We start from the raw sequence: 17,219 nt of genomic DNA, 5'->3' as shown, positions 1-17,219 counted from the left end.
ACTCACTGTCATTAGGCGGTTCACATCGGACGGGTTTCAATCTGCGCCTGCAACTGGCCGCCGACAATGGATATTTCCTTGAAGTGTTGGCCGTCGCGCAGCACGAACAACGCGTCCATCCCGCGTTCCTGAGCCAAGCGTGGGCCTTCGGTTTCACCCAGCACCATCAGCGCCGTGGCCCAGGCATCGGCGAGCATGCACGAAGCAGCCACCACGGTGACGGCGGCGAGCGGGTTGCACAGCGGCGCGCCAGTGGCCGGGTTCATGGTATGGGCATAGGCTTGACCGGCCACATCGACCCACTGTCGGTAGTCCCCGGAGGTCGCGATCGCGGCATCGCCAAGCTCCATCACGCCCATGACTTCACGCACGCCCCGATTAGGCTTTTCCACGGCCACGGTCCAGCACTGGCCATCGGGTTTGACGCCCCGGGCGCGCATTTCGCCGTCGATGCCAACCAGGTAGTGGGTTATGCCCAAACCTTCCAGGCAGCGGGCCAGTTCATCAACGCCAAACCCTTTGGCGATGCCATTCAAATCAAGGTGCAGCGGCGCGCGTTTGCGCACCTGATGACGTAACGGGTCAACCACCAATGCTGCGATGGCTGACAGCCGGGTGCGCGGCGGCATCGTCGCGAGCGCCTGCTCTGTGACGGTCTGCTCTCCGGGGCCGAACCCCCAGGCATCAACCAGATCACCGACCGCGATGTCGAAGGCGCCGCCGGATTGTTGACTGACACGCAGTGCCGCAGACAACACCGTTGCCAGTTCCTGGGGCACTGACACCCATTCCTGCTCAGGGGCGGCGTTGAGGCGGTTGAGGTCCGAGTCGGGTTTCCAGGTGGACATTTGCTGGTCCACCCGGGCTACGGCGCGCGCCAGGCAATGGCCAATTTCGTCGGTATCGATGCCGGCCCCGGCATAAAACAGAGCGGTGTAGCGCGAGCCCATGGTTTCGCCGTTCAGGCTATAGCGCTGCAACTCAGTAGACGTCTTCACGGTAGCGTCCTTGTGCCTTGAGGGTTAGCACCGTCAGGTTGAGTGGGGCCAATACTTCATCGAGGGCTTGCATCACGCCTTTGGCCATCTCACGACTGCCACACACCAGCACCTGGGCGCCTTTTTCAATCAGTCGGCGCAGGGCCAGGGCATCGCCGATCAGCCGGTCTTGCACGTAGCAGCGATCCTGAACCTGAGAAAAGGCGGCGCGCAATGCCGTCAGGCGTCGGTCGGCCAGGTACTGATTGAGCTGCGGTTCATAGAGAAAATCCGAGGCCGGGTTGCGCCCGCCCCAATACAAGTGCATCGGGTGTCGCGCCGTGTTGTTGCGGATAAAACCGGCCAATGGACCGATGCCGGTACCGGCGCCGATCAGGATCACCGGGTGCGTGCCCGACGCCGGGCGAAATTGCGGGTTGGGCTGGATAAACGCTTCGATCTGCGCACCAATGTCCAGGCCATGAAGGAATTCCGAGCACACGCCACCGTTGTGTTTGCGCACGCAGATTTCCAGCACGCCGTCCTGCGAACCGCTGGCCAGCGAGTAGAAACGGGGGATCGGACTGCCCGGAGGCACAATCCCGACCAAGTCACCGGCCAAGAAGTCCGGCAGCGCGCCGGGTGCCTTGAAGCGCAACACGTGGGTCGGTGCGTTCACCTGTTCGCCGTAGACAATGCGCTCTGTCAACTCCAATGGATGGGTCTGTGGCCGCTGCGGGGCATGGACCAGTGTCAGGTCATGCTTGAGCACGTCGCCCAGCGCGTGGCCCCAACGTGAAAATTCCTGAGAGGATTGGCGGTTGACGGTTTCCAGCCCCAGTAACGGCGAGCCACCGGCCTGCAACATCGCGTCCTGCACCTTATGGGCGAACTGACAGAACTGCGCAAACTGGCGGTCACCAAAGCCCAGCACGGCAAAGGGCTGGCCGGGCTTGAGGCCGGTTTTGGCCAGCCGCGCCAGGAACTGCGAAGCCGAGGCTGGCGCGTCGCCGTCACCGTGGGTCGCGGTGAGGATGATCACGCGTTGGGCGCGGCTGTAGTCGTTGGCGTATTGATTCATCGCCGCGCTATGCACCCGGTGTCCGGCCAGGTGCAAGGCGTCATGCAAAGTCTTGGCAAAGCCCCAGGTGCTGTTGTTTTCACTGCCCACCAGAATCACGCTGTCGGCAGAGTGGGCAGGGCTGTTGTGGTGGATGTTCGGTCCCGCCTTGCGCCGGCGCCACCACAACAGGATGCCGGTGACGCTCATCAACGGAACGCAGAGGGCGCAGAGCCCCAGCGGCAGGCCCAGCCACCAGAGGCCTTCACCGGTGTGCAGCTGATAGATCAATTCGTAGAGGTTGTGCATCGAGTCGTGGGCCTGGTAGGACAACAAGGCGCCGCTGGCCTGATCCACGTAGCTGTCGCCCTGGGCCGTGCGCAGGGAAAACACGTCTTGCGCATTATTGCGGCTGGGGTAGACCAGCTCGCGCAGGTCATTCAGGTCGGTGGCCTGCAAGGCTTGCAGGTTCGCCACCGGCAAGGCAGGACCGGTACTGACGTGGGTGGGGAAGGCGGGTTCACTCTGACTGCCGTCGGCGATAAAACCGAACGTTGTGGCGGACAGGTAGAGCCCGCTCAATGCCGACAGCAGCAGCCCGAGCAACGCCAGCCGCCCGATTTCAGCATGCCAGCGCTGGCTGAAGGTGCCCCGCAGTGGCCGCAGCAGGTTGCGCCAGCCACCCAGGCGCCGGGCCAGCAATAGCGCACCGGACACCGACAACATCAGCATGAACAGCGCGCCGACACCCGACACTCCATGGCCTGGGGTGCCAAGGAACATCGAGCGGTGCAGCTCTTTCACCCAACGCGTAAACGCGGAGGGTGCATAAGGCGCCAGGCCTTCGCCGGTCAGTGGATCGACCGTTTCAGCCCCGGTCTGCCCGTTCTGGTTGTAGTAGACGATGACCGTCCCGGACGCCGTGCGCTGGATCTGCTCCACGCCCGGGAAGTGATTGGCCACACGTCCGGCCAGTTGGCCGACGTTGAGTTGCCCGGCCGCGGTGGCGGTGTTGTGCAAGCGTTCCAGCGCCGGGTCGACCGACAGGATCGCACCACTGATGGCCAACAGCATGACCAACAGGGCCGCGATCAGGCCGGGCAGGGAATGGGACTGGCGAAGCATGTTCAGCCTCCAGAAAGGGCAGGTGCTACAAATCGTAAGTAAAGGACTCGACATAGGTGCTGCCGGTTGCCGGCTTGCCGGCGCCCTTGGACGTCAACGGCACGCTGACATCGGCGCGAGCATCGCGTTTGTCCTCGACGGCGCTGTCGATGCGGATCTGATACCCGGCATCGATCAGGGTGTCTGCCAGCTCAACGCTGACCTTGAGCGTGCGCCCGCTGCCGACACTGGCGCCGCTAACGCCGTCAAACTCGCTCCGGTTCATCCCGCTGCCACGGGCCCAGTCGCCCAGGTGCTTGTAGTACTTGGCCTTCTTGCCGGCCACCCACAGGGTTTTCTGGTACTGGCCGTTGGCGTCGGTCACGTAGATCGCCAGGTAGGCATCATTGCCGCTGTAGTCCTTGAGCTGAGTGGTCAGGGTCACTTCACGGGCCTGGGCCAACCCCGGCAGGGCAATGGCGCCGGCGAGGCAGGTAGCTGCGATGATCTTTTTCATGAGGGTGTCCTTTTGATCGTTAGGTCGAGAGCCTGGACCAGCTTGCTGACAGCAACCTGAAACGCAGGGAAAACTCATCGACAGGGAGGCATCATTCGGTGAGCGGGCTACCGAGGTAATCCCTGGCATCGCCGTCGTCGCGGAAATGGATCTCGAGGGTGCGCAGGCGCAGCGAGGCCGGTGAGTAGCTGGCTTCGATGGCATTGCCTTTGCGGTCCAACCCCTTGAGCTCGTAACAACCGTCGTCGACCTTGATGCGTTTCACGCTCCAGCCGTATTGCCGCTCGACTTGCTGACGCAAGGTGTCGCGCGGCTGCCAGTCGCTCACCGGGTCGCTGCAGTCGTCGTCCGCCAGGGCGTAACCGCTGAGCAGAAGGCTCAACAGGGCGGCATGGGCAATAAAACCTGTTTTCATGATCTGTCTCCTGCCGAGGTCGGCGTCTGTGGCATACCCTAAGGTGCATTCCTGACAACCAGCTGAATCTTCAGATTTACGTCAGGTAAGGCGATTAAGGTGCGGCACGACAACCACCACAGGAGGTGCCCGATGCGGGTTTTATTGGTCGAGGACGCCCCAGGCTTGGGGGAAGCGGTGCGCGAACAGATCGCCGATGACGGCCACGCCGTCGATTGGGTGCAGCGCCTGGACCACGCGCGCAACAGCGTGCGCACCACGCCTTACGACCTGATCCTGCTGGACTTGATGCTGCCGGACGGTCGCGGCCTGGATTTTTTGCGTCAGCAACGCTCGGCGGGGGATGTGACCCCGGTGATTATCTTGACGGCCCAGGATCAGATTTCCGATCGCATTGCCGGCCTCAATGCCGGGGCCGACGATTACCTGGTCAAACCGTTCGACCTGTTCGAGCTTTCGGCCCGTGTGGCGGCGGTGGCCCGGCGTTATAGCGGCAATCCCAACCCGCAGATCAAGCTCGGTGATTTGCAGGTCGACATGAGCGCCCGCACGGTGCAGCGGGCCGGCACCACCGTGGACCTGACGGCCCGCGAATGGGCGCTGTTCGAAGCGTTCGTGCAGCGCCCCAGCGCATTGTTGTCCAAGTCGCAGCTGGAAGAACGGCTGTATGCATTCGGTGCCGAAATCGAGAGCAATACCATCGAGGTGTACATCAGCCGTCTGCGTAAAAAACTGGGGCGCGATCTGATTGAAACCGTGCGCGGCATGGGCTACCGGTTGGCGGCCGCATGAAGTCTTCTTCGAGCCTGCAAAAACGCCTCGGCCTGGGGCTGACCCTGGGCATGACCTTACTGTGGCTGGGCGCGACTGTCGGCGCCTGGCTGGTGGTGCAACATGAGTTGAACGAAGCGTTCGACAGTGCGCTGGAAGAGACCGCGCAACGGATCTTGCCGCTGGCCGTGCTGGAAATCAGCAACCGGGAGGAACCCCGTGAAGCGCAGCACGTCGCGACGTTGAAAATGCACAACGAATACCTGACATACCTGGTGCGCGATGCCAGCGGCAAGATCCTGATGCAGTCCCACGACGCCAACCCGAAGATCTTCAGTAAGCGGCCGACTGAGGGATTTTCCACTTCTGAAAAGTACCGCTTGTATGGCGCCAGTGCATTGCGCGAGACGCTGTTCATTGAGATCGCCGAGCCGCTGGGTCATCGCCGTGAAGCCGCGCGGGAGGCTTTGTTTGCCTTGTTGTTGCCGCTGTTGGCGCTGATTCCCGTCAGCCTGTTGGGCACCTGGTTGTTCGTGCGGATCAGCCTGCGCAGTGTGTTGGCGTATCGTCGGGCGGTCGAGGCGCGTGGCGTGGGTGACTTGTCGCCGATCAAGGTGGCCCGCCTGCCGGCAGAAATCGATCCGTTGGCCGAGGCGGTCAACCACCTGCTGGAACGCTTGCGCAAGGCCCTGGAGGCCGAGCGCAGCTTTACCGCCAACAGCGCCCATGAACTGCGCACGCCACTGGCCGCGACCCTGGCGCAGATCCAGCGTTTGCGTCACGAAGCGCCCGAAGGCCCGTTGCGGGTGCGGGCGGCGAAAATCGAAAACGCCTTGCGCGAACTGGCGCGGCTTTCGGAAAAGCTCATGCAACTGGCCAAGGCCGAGGGCGGTGGGCTGTTGTCCGAAACGCCTCAGGACCTGATTCCGTTGCTGGCTCATGGGGTCGACGAGTGGAACCAACGTAGCGGCCAGCGCATTGAGTTGCATCTGCCAGCCCAGGCCAGCGTGTACTCGAGCATCGACCCGGACGCCTTTGGCATCTTGTTGCGCAACCTGATCGAGAATGCGCGGAAGTACGGCGCAATCGATCAATCGATCGAAGTCAGCCTCACCGAACAGGCACAACTGCGGGTAGTCAATGGCGGCCCGGCGGTGCCGGACTCGGTGTTGCAGCACCTGACCGAGCGTTTTGTGCGAGGTCACAGTGAAATGAGCGGTTCAGGACTGGGCCTGGCGATTGCCAAAACCATTGCGCAGGGGGTCAATGCGAGTATGAAATTGGTCTCTCCTGCAACCGGTCGACAAGAGGGTTTCGAAGTATGCATCGGGTTACCGCTCGCGTCGGCGATTGAAGACTGACGTCGGCCTGGTCGTTGTCGTAAATTCGCTTACGTGAAAAAGTCCGACTGTTTCAACGGTGAGGGTAGTAAATGAGAGCGGCTCTCTCTTGCACTTTTCGTAAGTAGCGCAACAACTAATGGATCCAATAGAATAATCTGACGCTCCTCTAATTTAAGCGGGCCAGTTATCATGCGGCTTGCCGGGAAGTTGCCGATTAACAATCGTGATGAGTTGCTTTCACTGAAGTAACCGTTTGTCGGTGGTCTGCTCAAAAAATGAACATTCCTGCCTCGGCGCCCTCTGATACTTCAGCATGTCACCATGACCTGCTGCCGCAGTCGCAGAAAAGAAGTGGAAAAACAACCTCATGTGCAATGAATGCAAATGGGGATTTTTTTACCTGAAATTCAGGAGGTAATCATTAAGCCGATCATTGATTTGCCAGGCAATTCAATGGGCTAAGCAGTGTCAGGTCTATGATTTGGCATATCTTATAAAAAGTAAGATCGCACAGGGTTTGAATAGCGAAGTGCCCTGTTGAAGAAATGATCTGTACTGTCGAATAAGGTGGAGAACTTACCGTGGCGATAAATACAATTATGAGCCTGTTGGAAAACAAAGAGTGTATGGAATTTTTGCGGCTGGGCGTTATTTACGTTCATTTAGTGTCGTGTTGTGTGGCGATTGGTCTGGTGTTGACCAGTGATATTGCGATGGTTAAAGATTTATTGAAACGGAAAACTTCCACTGGGCATGATCATGCTCACATGGAAAGTCTGCAGAAGTCGGTGGTGGTTGCGCTGATCGCGTTGTGGGTAACCGGTATTGCCGTCATGGGTATTGATTACCTGGATAAAGGTATGAACTACTTCATGAACCCAAAACTTCAAGCCAAAGTTATTATTGTCATGTTGCTGACCTACAACGGCATGTTGTTGCATCGCCTGGTATTGCCCGCTTTGCAAAAGGCCGGCTCCTTGCTCGATCTCGGATTCAGCGCACGGATGCTGGCGCTGTTTTGCGGCTCGCTGTCGGCGGTGTCGTGGATGTACGCGGCGATGCTGGGCGTCGGTCGCCCGTTGGCCTGGAAGTACTCGCTTTCCGAACTGTTGATGGCGTATCCGGTGCTGATTGCACTGGGTTTCCTGACCATGCTGGTGTTGACTCAGCGAGTCAGACAACAGGACTACACCGTTATCTCTGCGCGGACCGTTGCGAGCCAATGCTAGGCCCGTTCAGCGCCTAAGTTTTTAAGACTGACAGAAGCGACCTACTGAGTGCAGAGGCCATACAGGCCTGTACTCGGAAGGTCGCTTTTTTTTGTCGTCACCTTAGTGCGTAACTTAAGCGGGCACGGTGTATTGATGTTCGCTAATGACCTGCAGTGCTTCGCTGCTTGCCTGTCCGTTAGATATCAGTAAAGCTTTGCCGCGCCCGGTCCCGGGCGGGTTGGCGACATGATCCAATGGTTAAGGAAAGCGTTGAATGGTACTCAGGGTGATGGTGGTCGGTGGCTACGGAAATTTCGGTAGCATCGTTTGCAGGCATTTGGTCGCGATGCCTGGCGTGGAGCTGGTGATCTCGGGCCGCGATTCACACAAGTTGCAGCGCAAGGTCGATGAGCTGAAAACCCTGTCCGGCCGTGTCTGTGAAAGTTGGTGCGGTGATGCCATGGGCAGCGCGTTCGGTTCCACGCTGAGCGCAATGGGCATCCAGTGGGTCGTGCACACCGGCGGCCCGTTTCAGGGGCAATCCTATGCCGTCGCGCAAAGTTGCATCGACGCGGGCGTGAACTATTGCGATCTGGCTGACTGCCGCACCTTCGTCAATAGCATTGATGTGCTCGACGCGAGCGCAAAGCAGGCCGGCGTGGCCATTCTCAGTGGGTGCAGTTCGGTGCCGACGCTGTCGTCGGCGCTCATCGACCACTATCGTTATCGCTTCAAACGCATCGACTCGATCGAGCATGGCATTTCTTCCTCGGCGAAGATGCCCGGCCTCTCGACCGTCGAAGGCGTGCTGGCCTACGCGGGCAAACCCATCAAGCAGCTCAAGAATGGCCAGGTGCACGAGGTGTTGGGCTGGCAGGACCTGACTCTGCGCAAGATGCCTCAGATGGGGACCCGTGTCCTGTCCAATGTCGATGTGCCGGACATGGATATTTTCGCGGCCCGCTACGGCGCCCATACCTTGAGTTTCAAGGCAGGCTCGGGCCTGAAGCTCGGTGGCGTGGCCAACTACGTGCTCGCCGAGGCGCTGAGAATCGGGTTGGTGCGAGACTCTGCGGCGTGGGCGGCAAGGCTGCACCGCTGGGGGACGTGGTTTGAGCGATTTGGTGATGGCTTGAGTGCGATGTACATCGATGTCGAAGGGCAGGGCGTTGATGGGCAACCGCTGTCCATGACCGTGCAATTGACGGCGCACAACGACAAGGGCCCTGAAATCCCGAGCTGCGCGGCCGTGGCGTTGGTGGCAAAACGGATCGCGGGTTACGCGCCGGCCCCCGGCGCCCGTCCTTGCGTGGGCGAGATCAGCGTCGACGAGTACATGGCCGCGATCAACGATCCGGCCAATCTGCACCTGTCCGTGCGCTTTTCTGACGAGCAGGGCTGAACATGCTCTATCTGTGCCTGAAGTACCTGCACGTCATTGCCGCGATTTTCCTGTTCGGGTTTGGCATGGGCTCCTACCTCTATCTGATCGCGGCCAGTCGCACGGGCAACCCGCAAGTGATCGCACACGTGGCCAGAATGGTGGTGCGTTTCGACACCTGGATTACCACCCCGGCAGGCTTCATTCAGATCGTCACCGGTTATCTGCTGATGAAAGTGTCCGGGCTGCCCATGAGCACGGAATGGATTCTGACCTCGTTGATCATTTTCCTGTGCGTGGGGTCGTTGTGGCTGCCGGTGTTGGTGCTGCAGAAGCGGCTGCACGGGATGGCGTTGCGCGCGCAGGAGACGGGTGAGGGGCTGGGCGGGGAATTTCGCTCGGTCTACACCAAATGGTTCTGGATGGGCGTGGCGGGTTTTGCGGGGATGTTTGTGATCGTGATGATGATGGTGACGAAGATGACGCCGATGCAGCTGGTCGAGGCGCTGGTCTAGCGCAATGAGCACCGCCTCACCCTACGACCAGGCTTGGTCGTCTAGTGGGTCTCGAGCCAGTCTTGAAACCGGGTTGCGCCGACGATGGGATTGGCGCCCGGTGTCAGCGACTGGTCATTGATCGGCGCACCGAAGTAAGGAACCGTGTCGTCCGCGACGGCCTGGCGCGGGTCTTGGGTGTGCTTCAAGTAGTCGCTCGCGAACTCGATCAGGGGGAGTTTTTCTGGGCCGGCCACCTCGACGGTCCGATTGATTGGCGCTTTCAGCGCGATGTCTGTCAGGGCCGCCGCTACATCGGCCGAGGCCACCGGCTGCAGTGCGGCGGACGTCAAGTGGAGGGTGTCGCCTTCCTCGCGCCCGGAGTGGGCAATGGCATGGATAAACTCGAAGAACTGCGTGGCCCGCACAATGGTGTAAGGAATACCGGATTTCTTGACGAGTTTTTCCTGGGCCATTTTCGCCCGGAAGTAACCGCTGTCGAGCATCCGTTCGGTGCCGACCACCGACAGCGCAACATGGTGTTTGACGCCGTCGATCTTCTCCGCCGCGATCAGGTTGTGCCCGGCGGTTTCGAAGAAATGCAACGCTGCGTGGTCCTCAAACGAGGGTGAGTTCGAGACGTCGACCACCACGTCCGCACCTTTCAACGCCTCCGTCAGCCCCTCGCCGCTAATGACATTGACGCCGGTGCTCGGCGACGCCGCCAGGGCTTCATGCCCCAGATCCTGCAGGTTCTGGCAGAGCTTGCTGCCGATCAGCCCGGTGCCACCGATGACGACGATTTTCATGTCCTGTCTCCCGATGCGGTAAGTGCTTAAGTCATTAAACACCTGCCCGGGTGGCCGTATCGGGCGCGGGTGCACGTTGCCGACAGGTGGTCGGAAGTCTCGATGCCAAGTGGAATAAACGGTGGTTTTTTGCTTTAGTCCACCTGTCTGGCCAGCGAGTGCCACGACCGGAGCGTCCCATGAATTCTAGATTCCCGTCGCTTTGCATACTGGCTGCAGCGTTTGCTTTCGGCTTTTTTCCCTGTGCCGAAGCGGCCAAATACACGCAAGTGAATCAAGCCGCCAGTACGCTCTCTTTTACCTATAACCAGTTCAGCTCGCGGGTGTATGGCACGTTTGGCCAGTACACAGCCACGCTCCACTTCGACACGACGAACCCAACCGCAGGCCGTGCCGCGCTGATCATCCAGCTCGACAGCATTAATGCGGGCAGCGATGACGCCAACACCGAACTGCAAAAGCCCGCCTGGTTCGACACGCAGAAGTATCCCGAGGCGAGGTTTGAATCGACCGGCGTGAAAGCACTGGGTGACAACCGCTATTCGATCACCGGCAAACTCACGCTCAGGGGCATTACCCGCGAGGTGGCCGTTCCGGTCCTCCTGAAAGAGGAGAACGCCATCGGGATCTTCGATGGCCAGTTAACGCTCAAGCGTAGCGACTTCAAGGTCGGCGAGGGTGAATGGGGCGATACCGTCGTTTCCGACGACATCAATATCCGGTTTCGGATGGTTGCGCCGCAGCGGTAACCCCGCGAGTCCAAGGGGATAGAGCCGATCATCGAACCTGTTGCAAGCGACCCGCTTTAACTACAGGCATCCGCCACCGCCTTCTCGGCGCGCTCAATTTCCTGCTTGATGTCCGTGGTTATCCGCTGTTCCTTGAACTTCTGTTCGAGGAATTGTTGGCTCCCCTGGTTTTTCAACTCCGCGTCGGTGGCGGCGCCCTGCGCCTGCAACTCGGCAGCGTGTGCGTCTATGACGGCTTCAACCTCGGCATCATTTTTCGCGGTATCCAGGGAGTTTACCAATTTGCCGACTTCCGCCTTCTCGGCCTCGGCGTAAGCATCGACAGACAGCCCGGCAGCCATCGCTCGCGCTCGAATTTCCACCGTTTCCTGGTGTTGTTGAGCTGTCTTGCACACCGCATCCCGGCGCGCGCTCTCGCCAGCGTTCCATTCCATAAACCCATACGTCGTCACTCCGATCATGGTCAGGGTAATGACGGCGCTGATAAATTGGGCTCTCACATTGCGCAACCTCAACAGTCAAGTGGATCCGTGTGGGTGATAATCGCCCGATTTCATTGGAGGCTTAAAAAGCGTAGCAGGACGAACGCGTTGCACGATGACAGCGCAATGTCATTTGGCTTGATGACTACAGGGCGTGGGGGTGGCTCACTTTGTGCTATTACTTTTCTGACGATTGTCACTGAGGCTTTAAGGGCGCATTACCGTGAATGTGCGGGTACCCACGAGTTGTAATTGTTTGTTTGCCTGGGTGGCAGGGTGCCACAATCGCTTTTTTTGTCGCAGCATCATGATCAGGCGGATCAAATGGGTGGCCCAGGATTTCGGCACGACCAGGATTCTTTCATCGCAGCGCAGGTGCGCAGTGATCGATTGCATCAGCTATTCCACCAGTCATTCCCTGCGATTTTCGGCAGTTTTCTGGCCGCGATCATGCTGTGCGGGCTGTGCTGGGAGCGTTTTGATCACGCCGTCATTTTTACCTGGATTGGGCTGCTGACAGCATCGTCGTTGCTGCGCATCCTGATGTTCGTGACCTGGTTTCGCTGCCCGGACAGCGAGCGCACCCCGCAACGCTGGGAGAAGAAATACGGGTTCACGCTGATGTTGTCCGCCGGTATCTGGGGGGCGGGCGCATTGGCGGTCATGCCGGCAAACGACCTTTTGGCCCAGGTGTTGGTCATGCTCTTTGCCGTCGGCATGTCGGTCAGTGCGGTGTCGTGTTATTCGGCTTATCGATACATGACGCTGGCGTCCATTGGCCTTGTGTTGTTGCCGTGTACGCTCTGGTTGCTGTTTCAACCGTCAGCGATCCAGGTCGGCATTGCGCTGGCCGTGATTGTGTTCGCCTCATTCGTGGCCAGCGCGACACGCAAACTGTCCGAAGCCCTGGAAACCGCCTTCCTGCTAACCCGCGAAATGGAACGCGCCCATCGCATTGCCACTTACGCCGCACAGACCGATGAACTCACCGGCCTGAAAAATCGCCGTGCTTTTTTCGAGCATGCCCAGCAATTGTTCCATGACTGCAAACACAACCGGTTACCGTTGTGCGCGGTGATGCTGGATATGGATCACTTCAAGCACATCAATGACACTTACGGTCATCAGGTCGGGGATCAGGTGTTGCGGCAGATGGGCGTGATCATCAATCGGTCCTTCCGCGACACCGATGTCTTCGGCAGGCTCGGCGGTGAAGAGTTCGCGATCCTGCTCCCGGACACCTCCATTGAAGTTGCCCTTAACATCGCCGAGCAGCTTATCCAGTCTATTGGTGGATTGATGACCGGGCCGGTTCACCGCATATCGGCCAGTCTCGGTGTGGCAGCGATGGATATCGGCGACAACGATTTTCAAAGTTTGCTGAATAACGCGGATAAGGCGCTGTATCGCGCCAAGGCGCGTGGGCGTAATCAGGTGGCTGTTTCGGAGTAGGGATGTGGAAAGGTTTTTCGGCCCTGCTTGAAAGCATTCACGCGATACAACGAGCGCTGAACAACCTGTGGCGAGGGAGCTTGCTCCCGCTGGGCTGCGAAGCGGCCCCCAGCGTCCATTCAGACAGACCGGGTTGTCCGAATTTACGACTGCTTCATAGCCGAGCGGGGCGGTGCGACGTTTCGCTAAACCCCCTCGCCACAGGTTCTTGCTCGACTGAAGATTGTCTTAAGTGAACAGCATGACTCAATAAAACCGGTCTTCTTCCTTCATCGCATAAATCCGCCCCAGCGTCTTGGCCGATATCCCCAGGAACAACAACGCCAGCAACATCCCACCCAGCATGATGTAAAACCCCGGACGATTGCCGTTCAGCTCTCGGGCAATGCTGTTTTGCCCCGGTAGCCAGCGCGAGTAAAGCAGGTCAATGCTGCCGCCGGTTTCATACGCGGTTTTCTGTGCATAGCGCTCGTCAACGTATTGATCGTCGTGCGCCTGGCCGTTGTGATCGGTGTAGCGGTAATGGATCACTTTACCGTCGCTGTTCATCAGGATGTCGTCCAGCTGCGTCACCGTGCCGGTTGTCTCGACGGGGCTCAAGCGGATGGCGGCGTAGGCAATGCCCTCGTGCCGGGCCATGCCGGCGAGGATCAGCACCACGCAGCAGGCCACGGTGAGCAGGATCACGCGGTTGAACAGGTGATCTTTTTCAGCCTCGCGGGGGTAATACATCTCACGGTCCTTCGTCTGTGGGTTCACAGGAAGGAGTCGGCGAGCGGAGGGACAACTTTAGTCGAGTCGGCTCAAATGGCGATTACCCGCTGCCCGTCCATGGCCCCATCCACCAACCGATGCACCGAACTGCTGTAACCGTCTGACGCCCGGTCCACCTTGCATGGACCGAGCGCCAACCGATGTCACTTCAATGCGCCGCTATCGGCGCCGTCACCGTCTTCCCGAACGTCGAATTTACGATGACGGTCGGGCTCGGCGTCGGTCCATTACCGGTGGTGGTGACGGACACCCTCCAGCGAGCACCCGTGCCGGTCGGGGTGAGGATCGCGGCCCCCAGGTTAAGTGGACCGCCGGTGGTGGTCGCGGTGACGGTCAGGGTGTTACCCGTTCCCCGCGAGGTCGTGCCGGCTATGTCCCAGGTGTAGCGGTTGTTGCTGCGGGCGGTGACGGAGGCGCTGGTCACCAGCAAGTCTTCGTTGACCGTAGCGGTTGCGGCGACCGACACGGACACCGTTGCCGGGTTCTCCGAGACGGCATCCTTGGCGTCACTGGCGTTATACGTGAAGGTCGCGGTGAACGGCTCGGCGACGGTGGTCGGTGGCGCGTAGATCACTCGCACGCCGTCGGTGCTGACGGAGCCCTGGCCGGAATCCGGCTGGCTCAGACCCACCACTTTGAGCGGCAGGTTGCCGTCGGGGTCGGTGTCGTTGGCCAACACGTTGATGGTCAGCGGCAGGCCGTTGTTGCTGGTGGCGACGTCAGGGTTGGCCACCGGTTTTTTGTTCGGGCCTTCGTGATCATCATCGTTTTGATCGCCGGTGCGGAAGGTGGGCAGTGCGGCGGAGTTGACGTAGGTGACGCCGTCCCAGCCCGGCAGGGGCGTTGGCATCAGCTGGAACTGGCCCGGATGCTCGATATCCCAGCGCAACAGCATCGAAGAGTCCTCATGCTGAGTGTTGTGGCAGTGCTCCATGTACGTGCCGGCGAACTCGCGGAAGTGGATCGCCATTTCGACTTCCACCGAACTGTCGATGCCTTCGCCAATGCGATAGACATCCTTGCGTGCACCTTTTTCCCATTCCGGTGGCGCCTTGCCGTCGCGACTGAGGATGACTCCTTCTTCGAAGTGCACATGCACCGGGTGATTCCAGCCGTTGCCGCCATTCTTGATTTTCCACACTTCAAGCGTACCGTCCCCGGAGAATCCCGCGTCGGTCGGACCATTGGCCAGTTGTGGCGCGGCACTGAGTCGGCGAGGGTCCATGTTGTAGCCAAAACCGCCATCAGTCTTGACCGTCCAGGGCGCTTCATCAGTGCCGTCGGATCGACCGAAAATGAACTCGCGATGCCGCGCCAGTTTGAGTTTGGCCTGGTCAGTCGGGCTGTCGCGATTGATGGTCAGCGGGATCATGATTTTCCCGGCGGGTTTGCCCGGCTTGGCAGGCTCATAGGCCACCGGGTCCATGCTCTGGTCCTGGCCGGAGTAGGGTTGCACGAGCAGTTGCAGGAACTTGCCAACGGTCGGATCGCCCTTATCCCATTGCGGGCCCTTGCTGGTTTGTTTGATGACGGCTTTGTACTTCTCGGACAGCACGTCGGCCAGGGACAGCTCGTTTTTCTCTGGCCCCTTGCCGGTCTTGTGTTCCAGCAAGTTGACGAAGTACAGCTTGTCACCGGTTTTGATGCCGTTTTTCGCAAAGTTGACAATGATGTCGTAGCGTTCGGCGATGCCCTGGGTGGGCAGGATTGCATTGTGGTCCTGCCGGTCACCGTCGGCATCCAGGTCCATGCTGCCGTCGAAGGGCACGGCGTGCTCCATGATGTTGCCGTCGTTGCCGATCATGTGGAACGGCACCCGATTGTAGGAAACCCCCGATCCCGCCGGCCCCGGAAACTCGCCGCCATTGCCGCTGATTTCACGGACCAGCGCCAGTTTGAAGTAGCGAGATACCGAGCCGTTGAGGATGCGGAAACGGTAGCTGCGCGCCCGGACTTTCAAGCGCGGCTGGTACTGCCAGTTGACCAGGATCTGGTCCCCGAGAAAGCCGTCGGTGTTGAACGGGTTGAACCACAACTGGCCGTTTGCGTCCCAGGCTTTGTCGGCGACCACCAGGTTGACGTCATAGTCGCGGTTGCCCCACGGCAGCGCCGATCCACTGGGCAGGCGCAGGTTGACGCCATCCTCGATGGCTTCGTTGCCGCGATCCAGCGCGCTGTAGTAATTCATCATCACCGCGTTGCCCTTGTAGACGTTCTGCGCGGTGAAATCGAGCATGTGGTCGTGGAACCAGTGGGTACTCATGGTTTCGCGCCAGTCGCCACGGATCTTGATGCTGCCGTTTTCACAGGTCTTCAGGCCCGGGTTGGCATCGTTGACGTACAGCGTTTCGCCCGCTGAGCAGGGGAACGCAGCGCGCGGATCCTGCGCGGTGGTGTTGATGGTGTCGTAGCCGGCCAGCTGCATCGGCCAGCGATAATCATAGTACTGCCCCGGAAAGAAGAACGCGTTGGCATAGCCGTCGCTTTCGGCGGGGGAGTGACCGTTGTGTTCGTGGGTGCTGATGGTGTGCAGGCCAAAACCGGCGTTGGCCGACGGGTCGATTGGCAGGGCGTTGTAGTGACGCATCAGCAACGGTTGACCGTAGCGCACCATCAGCAGTTTCGGCGGCACGGAGCCGTCAAAGGTCCACAGCGAGTTGTGATTCTGTATCGGCATTTTGGAATGAAAACGCGCGTCGATGCCTTTGGTCGTGCCCGCCGTTTCAGGGATGTCGGAGGTCTGGTAATAGAGCCCGCCGGGCGCGAATTCACCATTGGCGTAGTTGTGCAGTTGTTTTCTGTCACGCAGGCCCTGGTTGGTCCGCACGCCCATCTGCACGGTCTTGTATTGAACCTGAGGATAAAACTCGTTCCAGCGCTGATGCGACCAGCCTTTTCCCGGCGGCCGGCCCTCGGCGGGTGAGCCGACCGGGTGGCGATTGAGGAAGGCTTCGATCTGCGCCTTCCACGGGTTGCGGTCCAGCACATTGGAAAACTGCGACGGGTAAGGAAACAACCCCGGCTGGCGCATGAAGGCTTCAATCGCGGCACTCGACGGGCCGCTGCGGGCTACGTTGTTCGGATCCTGCTGCGGCGCCGGGCCAGTGGTGGGCACCGGGAACGTCAGGAGTTGTGGGGGGGTGGTCGGGTCGAGTTTTTCCGGGCCGAACTCTTCGAACAGCAGCAATTGCTGGGTAAACGGTTCGGCCCCGAACAAGGGGCTGGGTTTGCCGTTGGTGGGGAAGTTGAACGACGTCTGCACGCTGGGTGGCAGCACGTTGTCGGCCCGCGGCGTGTCCCGGTCGCCGAACGCGCCATTGGGCAGGGCCAGTGCGCCCTGATTGGCTTCCGGCAAGGTCTTCAGTGCCTCCAGCGCGGCGGCCGGATCGGCGGGAGGATTGGTATACGCCGAGGGATCCGTTGGTGGCGGTGGGCTGACATCATCGATGGGTGCGGCGCGGACCGGGGTCAGGCTGAACGTCATCAGCATCACGGAAGTGATGCCCGCCCCCCTGAAGAAGCCGAGCGACTTGTATTCAGGTGTTGAGTTTTTCATGGTGGTTCTCTTGGGGCATGCCGGGCGTGGCGGCATTTGCCAAGGGGTTGATGCAAAAGTCGTGCTACAGCCGGATACCGATTTGAAGTGCTTAAAAAACATAGGGTTGAAGTGGTAGTAGGTG

General features: G+C 59.8%; 16 protein-coding genes. 7 read left to right on the top strand and 9 right to left on the bottom strand.

Annotation, left to right across the window (positions count from 1 at the left end; all coding sequences use genetic code 11):
- Positions 1 to 20: 20 nt before the first annotated feature.
- From ACA075_RS18280 to ACA075_RS18265, 4 genes are all read right to left on the bottom strand, one after another.
- A complete protein-coding gene (locus ACA075_RS18280) occupies positions 21 to 998 on the bottom strand; it encodes an FAD:protein FMN transferase (RefSeq protein ID WP_497294402.1) in 978 nt (325 codons plus the stop codon).
- Entirely contained in the window at positions 982 to 3,162 is a 2,181-nt protein-coding gene (locus tag ACA075_RS18275) for a PepSY domain-containing protein (RefSeq protein WP_497294400.1), read from the bottom strand. Before ACA075_RS18275 ends, ACA075_RS18280 begins: the two co-directional genes overlap by 17 nt.
- Positions 3,163 to 3,187: 25 nt before the next feature.
- A complete protein-coding gene (locus ACA075_RS18270; protein ID WP_497294398.1) occupies positions 3,188 to 3,658 on the bottom strand; it encodes a DUF2271 domain-containing protein in 471 nt (156 codons plus the stop codon).
- Between the two features lie 91 nt (positions 3,659 to 3,749).
- Positions 3,750 to 4,073, bottom strand: coding sequence for a PepSY domain-containing protein (locus ACA075_RS18265; RefSeq protein ID WP_497294396.1), 324 nt, complete (start codon positions 4,071 to 4,073; stop codon positions 3,750 to 3,752).
- Between the two features lie 132 nt (positions 4,074 to 4,205).
- Here ACA075_RS18265 and ACA075_RS18260 point away from each other — a divergent pair, with 132 nt between their 5' ends.
- The 5 genes from ACA075_RS18260 (at position 4,206) to ACA075_RS18240 (ending at position 9,294) form a co-directional block, all read left to right on the top strand.
- Positions 4,206 to 4,865, top strand: coding sequence for a response regulator transcription factor (locus tag ACA075_RS18260; protein WP_497294394.1), 660 nt, complete (start codon positions 4,206 to 4,208; stop codon positions 4,863 to 4,865).
- Positions 4,862 to 6,205, top strand: coding sequence for a sensor histidine kinase (locus tag ACA075_RS18255; protein WP_497294392.1), 1,344 nt, complete (start codon positions 4,862 to 4,864; stop codon positions 6,203 to 6,205). Before ACA075_RS18260 ends, ACA075_RS18255 begins: the two co-directional genes overlap by 4 nt.
- A gap of 563 nt (positions 6,206 to 6,768) precedes the next feature.
- Complete coding sequence (locus ACA075_RS18250) at positions 6,769 to 7,416, top strand: hypothetical protein (RefSeq protein ID WP_497294390.1); 648 nt, start codon at positions 6,769 to 6,771, stop codon at positions 7,414 to 7,416.
- Between the two features lie 256 nt (positions 7,417 to 7,672).
- Positions 7,673 to 8,800, top strand: a complete 1,128-nt coding sequence (locus ACA075_RS18245; protein WP_497294388.1) for a saccharopine dehydrogenase family protein — start codon at positions 7,673 to 7,675, stop codon at positions 8,798 to 8,800.
- Between the two features lie 2 nt (positions 8,801 to 8,802).
- The gene (locus tag ACA075_RS18240; RefSeq protein WP_497294386.1) at positions 8,803 to 9,294 is read left to right on the top strand and encodes a DUF2269 family protein; all 492 of its coding nucleotides are present in this window, start codon (positions 8,803 to 8,805) and stop codon (positions 9,292 to 9,294) included.
- A 41-nt stretch (positions 9,295 to 9,335) separates the two neighbouring features.
- Here the strand turns inward: ACA075_RS18240 and ACA075_RS18235 are convergent, their stop codons facing one another.
- Positions 9,336 to 10,082 carry an SDR family oxidoreductase gene (locus ACA075_RS18235; RefSeq protein WP_497294384.1) on the bottom strand — a complete coding sequence of 249 codons (747 nt, stop codon included), beginning with the start codon at positions 10,080 to 10,082 and terminating at the stop codon, positions 9,336 to 9,338.
- A 179-nt stretch (positions 10,083 to 10,261) separates the two neighbouring features.
- Here ACA075_RS18235 and ACA075_RS18230 point away from each other — a divergent pair, with 179 nt between their 5' ends.
- Positions 10,262 to 10,831: a YceI family protein gene (locus ACA075_RS18230; protein WP_497294382.1), complete on the top strand. Its 570-nt coding sequence runs from the start codon at positions 10,262 to 10,264 to the stop codon at positions 10,829 to 10,831.
- Between the two features lie 56 nt (positions 10,832 to 10,887).
- Here ACA075_RS18230 and ACA075_RS18225 read toward each other — a convergent pair whose 3' ends face one another.
- Positions 10,888 to 11,331 (bottom strand): hypothetical protein, encoded by a 444-nt coding sequence (locus ACA075_RS18225; protein WP_497294380.1) that lies wholly within the window; start codon positions 11,329 to 11,331, stop codon positions 10,888 to 10,890.
- A 189-nt stretch (positions 11,332 to 11,520) separates the two neighbouring features.
- Positions 11,521 to 11,709 (bottom strand): hypothetical protein, encoded by a 189-nt coding sequence (locus tag ACA075_RS18220; protein WP_497299359.1) that lies wholly within the window; start codon positions 11,707 to 11,709, stop codon positions 11,521 to 11,523.
- Between ACA075_RS18220 and ACA075_RS18215 the strand changes: the two genes are divergently transcribed.
- Positions 11,638 to 12,765: a GGDEF domain-containing protein gene (locus tag ACA075_RS18215; protein WP_497294378.1), complete on the top strand. Its 1,128-nt coding sequence runs from the start codon at positions 11,638 to 11,640 to the stop codon at positions 12,763 to 12,765. The genes ACA075_RS18220 and ACA075_RS18215 overlap by 72 nt on opposite strands.
- Positions 12,766 to 13,011: 246 nt before the next feature.
- On the opposite strand, the gene ACA075_RS18210 is transcribed toward ACA075_RS18215, so the two are convergent.
- Together ACA075_RS18210 and ACA075_RS18205 are read right to left on the bottom strand one after the other, a co-directional pair.
- Positions 13,012 to 13,497, bottom strand: a complete 486-nt coding sequence (locus tag ACA075_RS18210; RefSeq protein WP_497294376.1) for a hypothetical protein — start codon at positions 13,495 to 13,497, stop codon at positions 13,012 to 13,014.
- Positions 13,498 to 13,687: 190 nt separating this feature from the next.
- The gene (locus ACA075_RS18205) at positions 13,688 to 17,095 is read right to left on the bottom strand and encodes an Ig-like domain-containing protein (RefSeq protein WP_497294374.1); all 3,408 of its coding nucleotides are present in this window, start codon (positions 17,093 to 17,095) and stop codon (positions 13,688 to 13,690) included.
- Positions 17,096 to 17,219 lie beyond the last annotated feature (124 nt).

The sequence above is a fragment of the Pseudomonas sp. LBUM1663 genome, from assembly GCF_059695905.1.
This window is presented reverse-complemented; position numbering and strand designations above follow the sequence as displayed.

Excerpts from the sequence above, each read along its gene's own strand:
- ACA075_RS18260 (WP_497294394.1), top strand. The coding sequence starts at position 4,206 with ATGCGGGTTTTATTGGTCGAGGACGCCCCAGGCTTGGGGGAAGCGGTG.
- ACA075_RS18215 (WP_497294378.1), top strand. The coding sequence starts at position 11,638 with ATGGGTGGCCCAGGATTTCGGCACGACCAGGATTCTTTCATCGCAGCG.
- ACA075_RS18235 (WP_497294384.1), bottom strand. The coding sequence starts at position 10,082 with ATGAAAATCGTCGTCATCGGTGGCACCGGGCTGATCGGCAGCAAGCTC.
- ACA075_RS18265 (WP_497294396.1), bottom strand. The coding sequence starts at position 4,073 with ATGAAAACAGGTTTTATTGCCCATGCCGCCCTGTTGAGCCTTCTGCTC.
- ACA075_RS18270 (WP_497294398.1), bottom strand. The coding sequence starts at position 3,658 with ATGAAAAAGATCATCGCAGCTACCTGCCTCGCCGGCGCCATTGCCCTG.
- ACA075_RS18255 (WP_497294392.1), top strand. The coding sequence starts at position 4,862 with ATGAAGTCTTCTTCGAGCCTGCAAAAACGCCTCGGCCTGGGGCTGACC.
- ACA075_RS18210 (WP_497294376.1), bottom strand. The coding sequence starts at position 13,497 with ATGTATTACCCCCGCGAGGCTGAAAAAGATCACCTGTTCAACCGCGTG.
- ACA075_RS18220 (WP_497299359.1), bottom strand. The coding sequence starts at position 11,709 with ATGCAATCGATCACTGCGCACCTGCGCTGCGATGAAAGAATCCTGGTC.
- ACA075_RS18275 (WP_497294400.1), bottom strand. The coding sequence starts at position 3,162 with ATGCTTCGCCAGTCCCATTCCCTGCCCGGCCTGATCGCGGCCCTGTTG.
- ACA075_RS18245 (WP_497294388.1), top strand. The coding sequence starts at position 7,673 with ATGGTACTCAGGGTGATGGTGGTCGGTGGCTACGGAAATTTCGGTAGC.
- ACA075_RS18240 (WP_497294386.1), top strand. The coding sequence starts at position 8,803 with ATGCTCTATCTGTGCCTGAAGTACCTGCACGTCATTGCCGCGATTTTC.
- ACA075_RS18230 (WP_497294382.1), top strand. The coding sequence starts at position 10,262 with ATGAATTCTAGATTCCCGTCGCTTTGCATACTGGCTGCAGCGTTTGCT.
- ACA075_RS18205 (WP_497294374.1), bottom strand. The coding sequence starts at position 17,095 with ATGAAAAACTCAACACCTGAATACAAGTCGCTCGGCTTCTTCAGGGGG.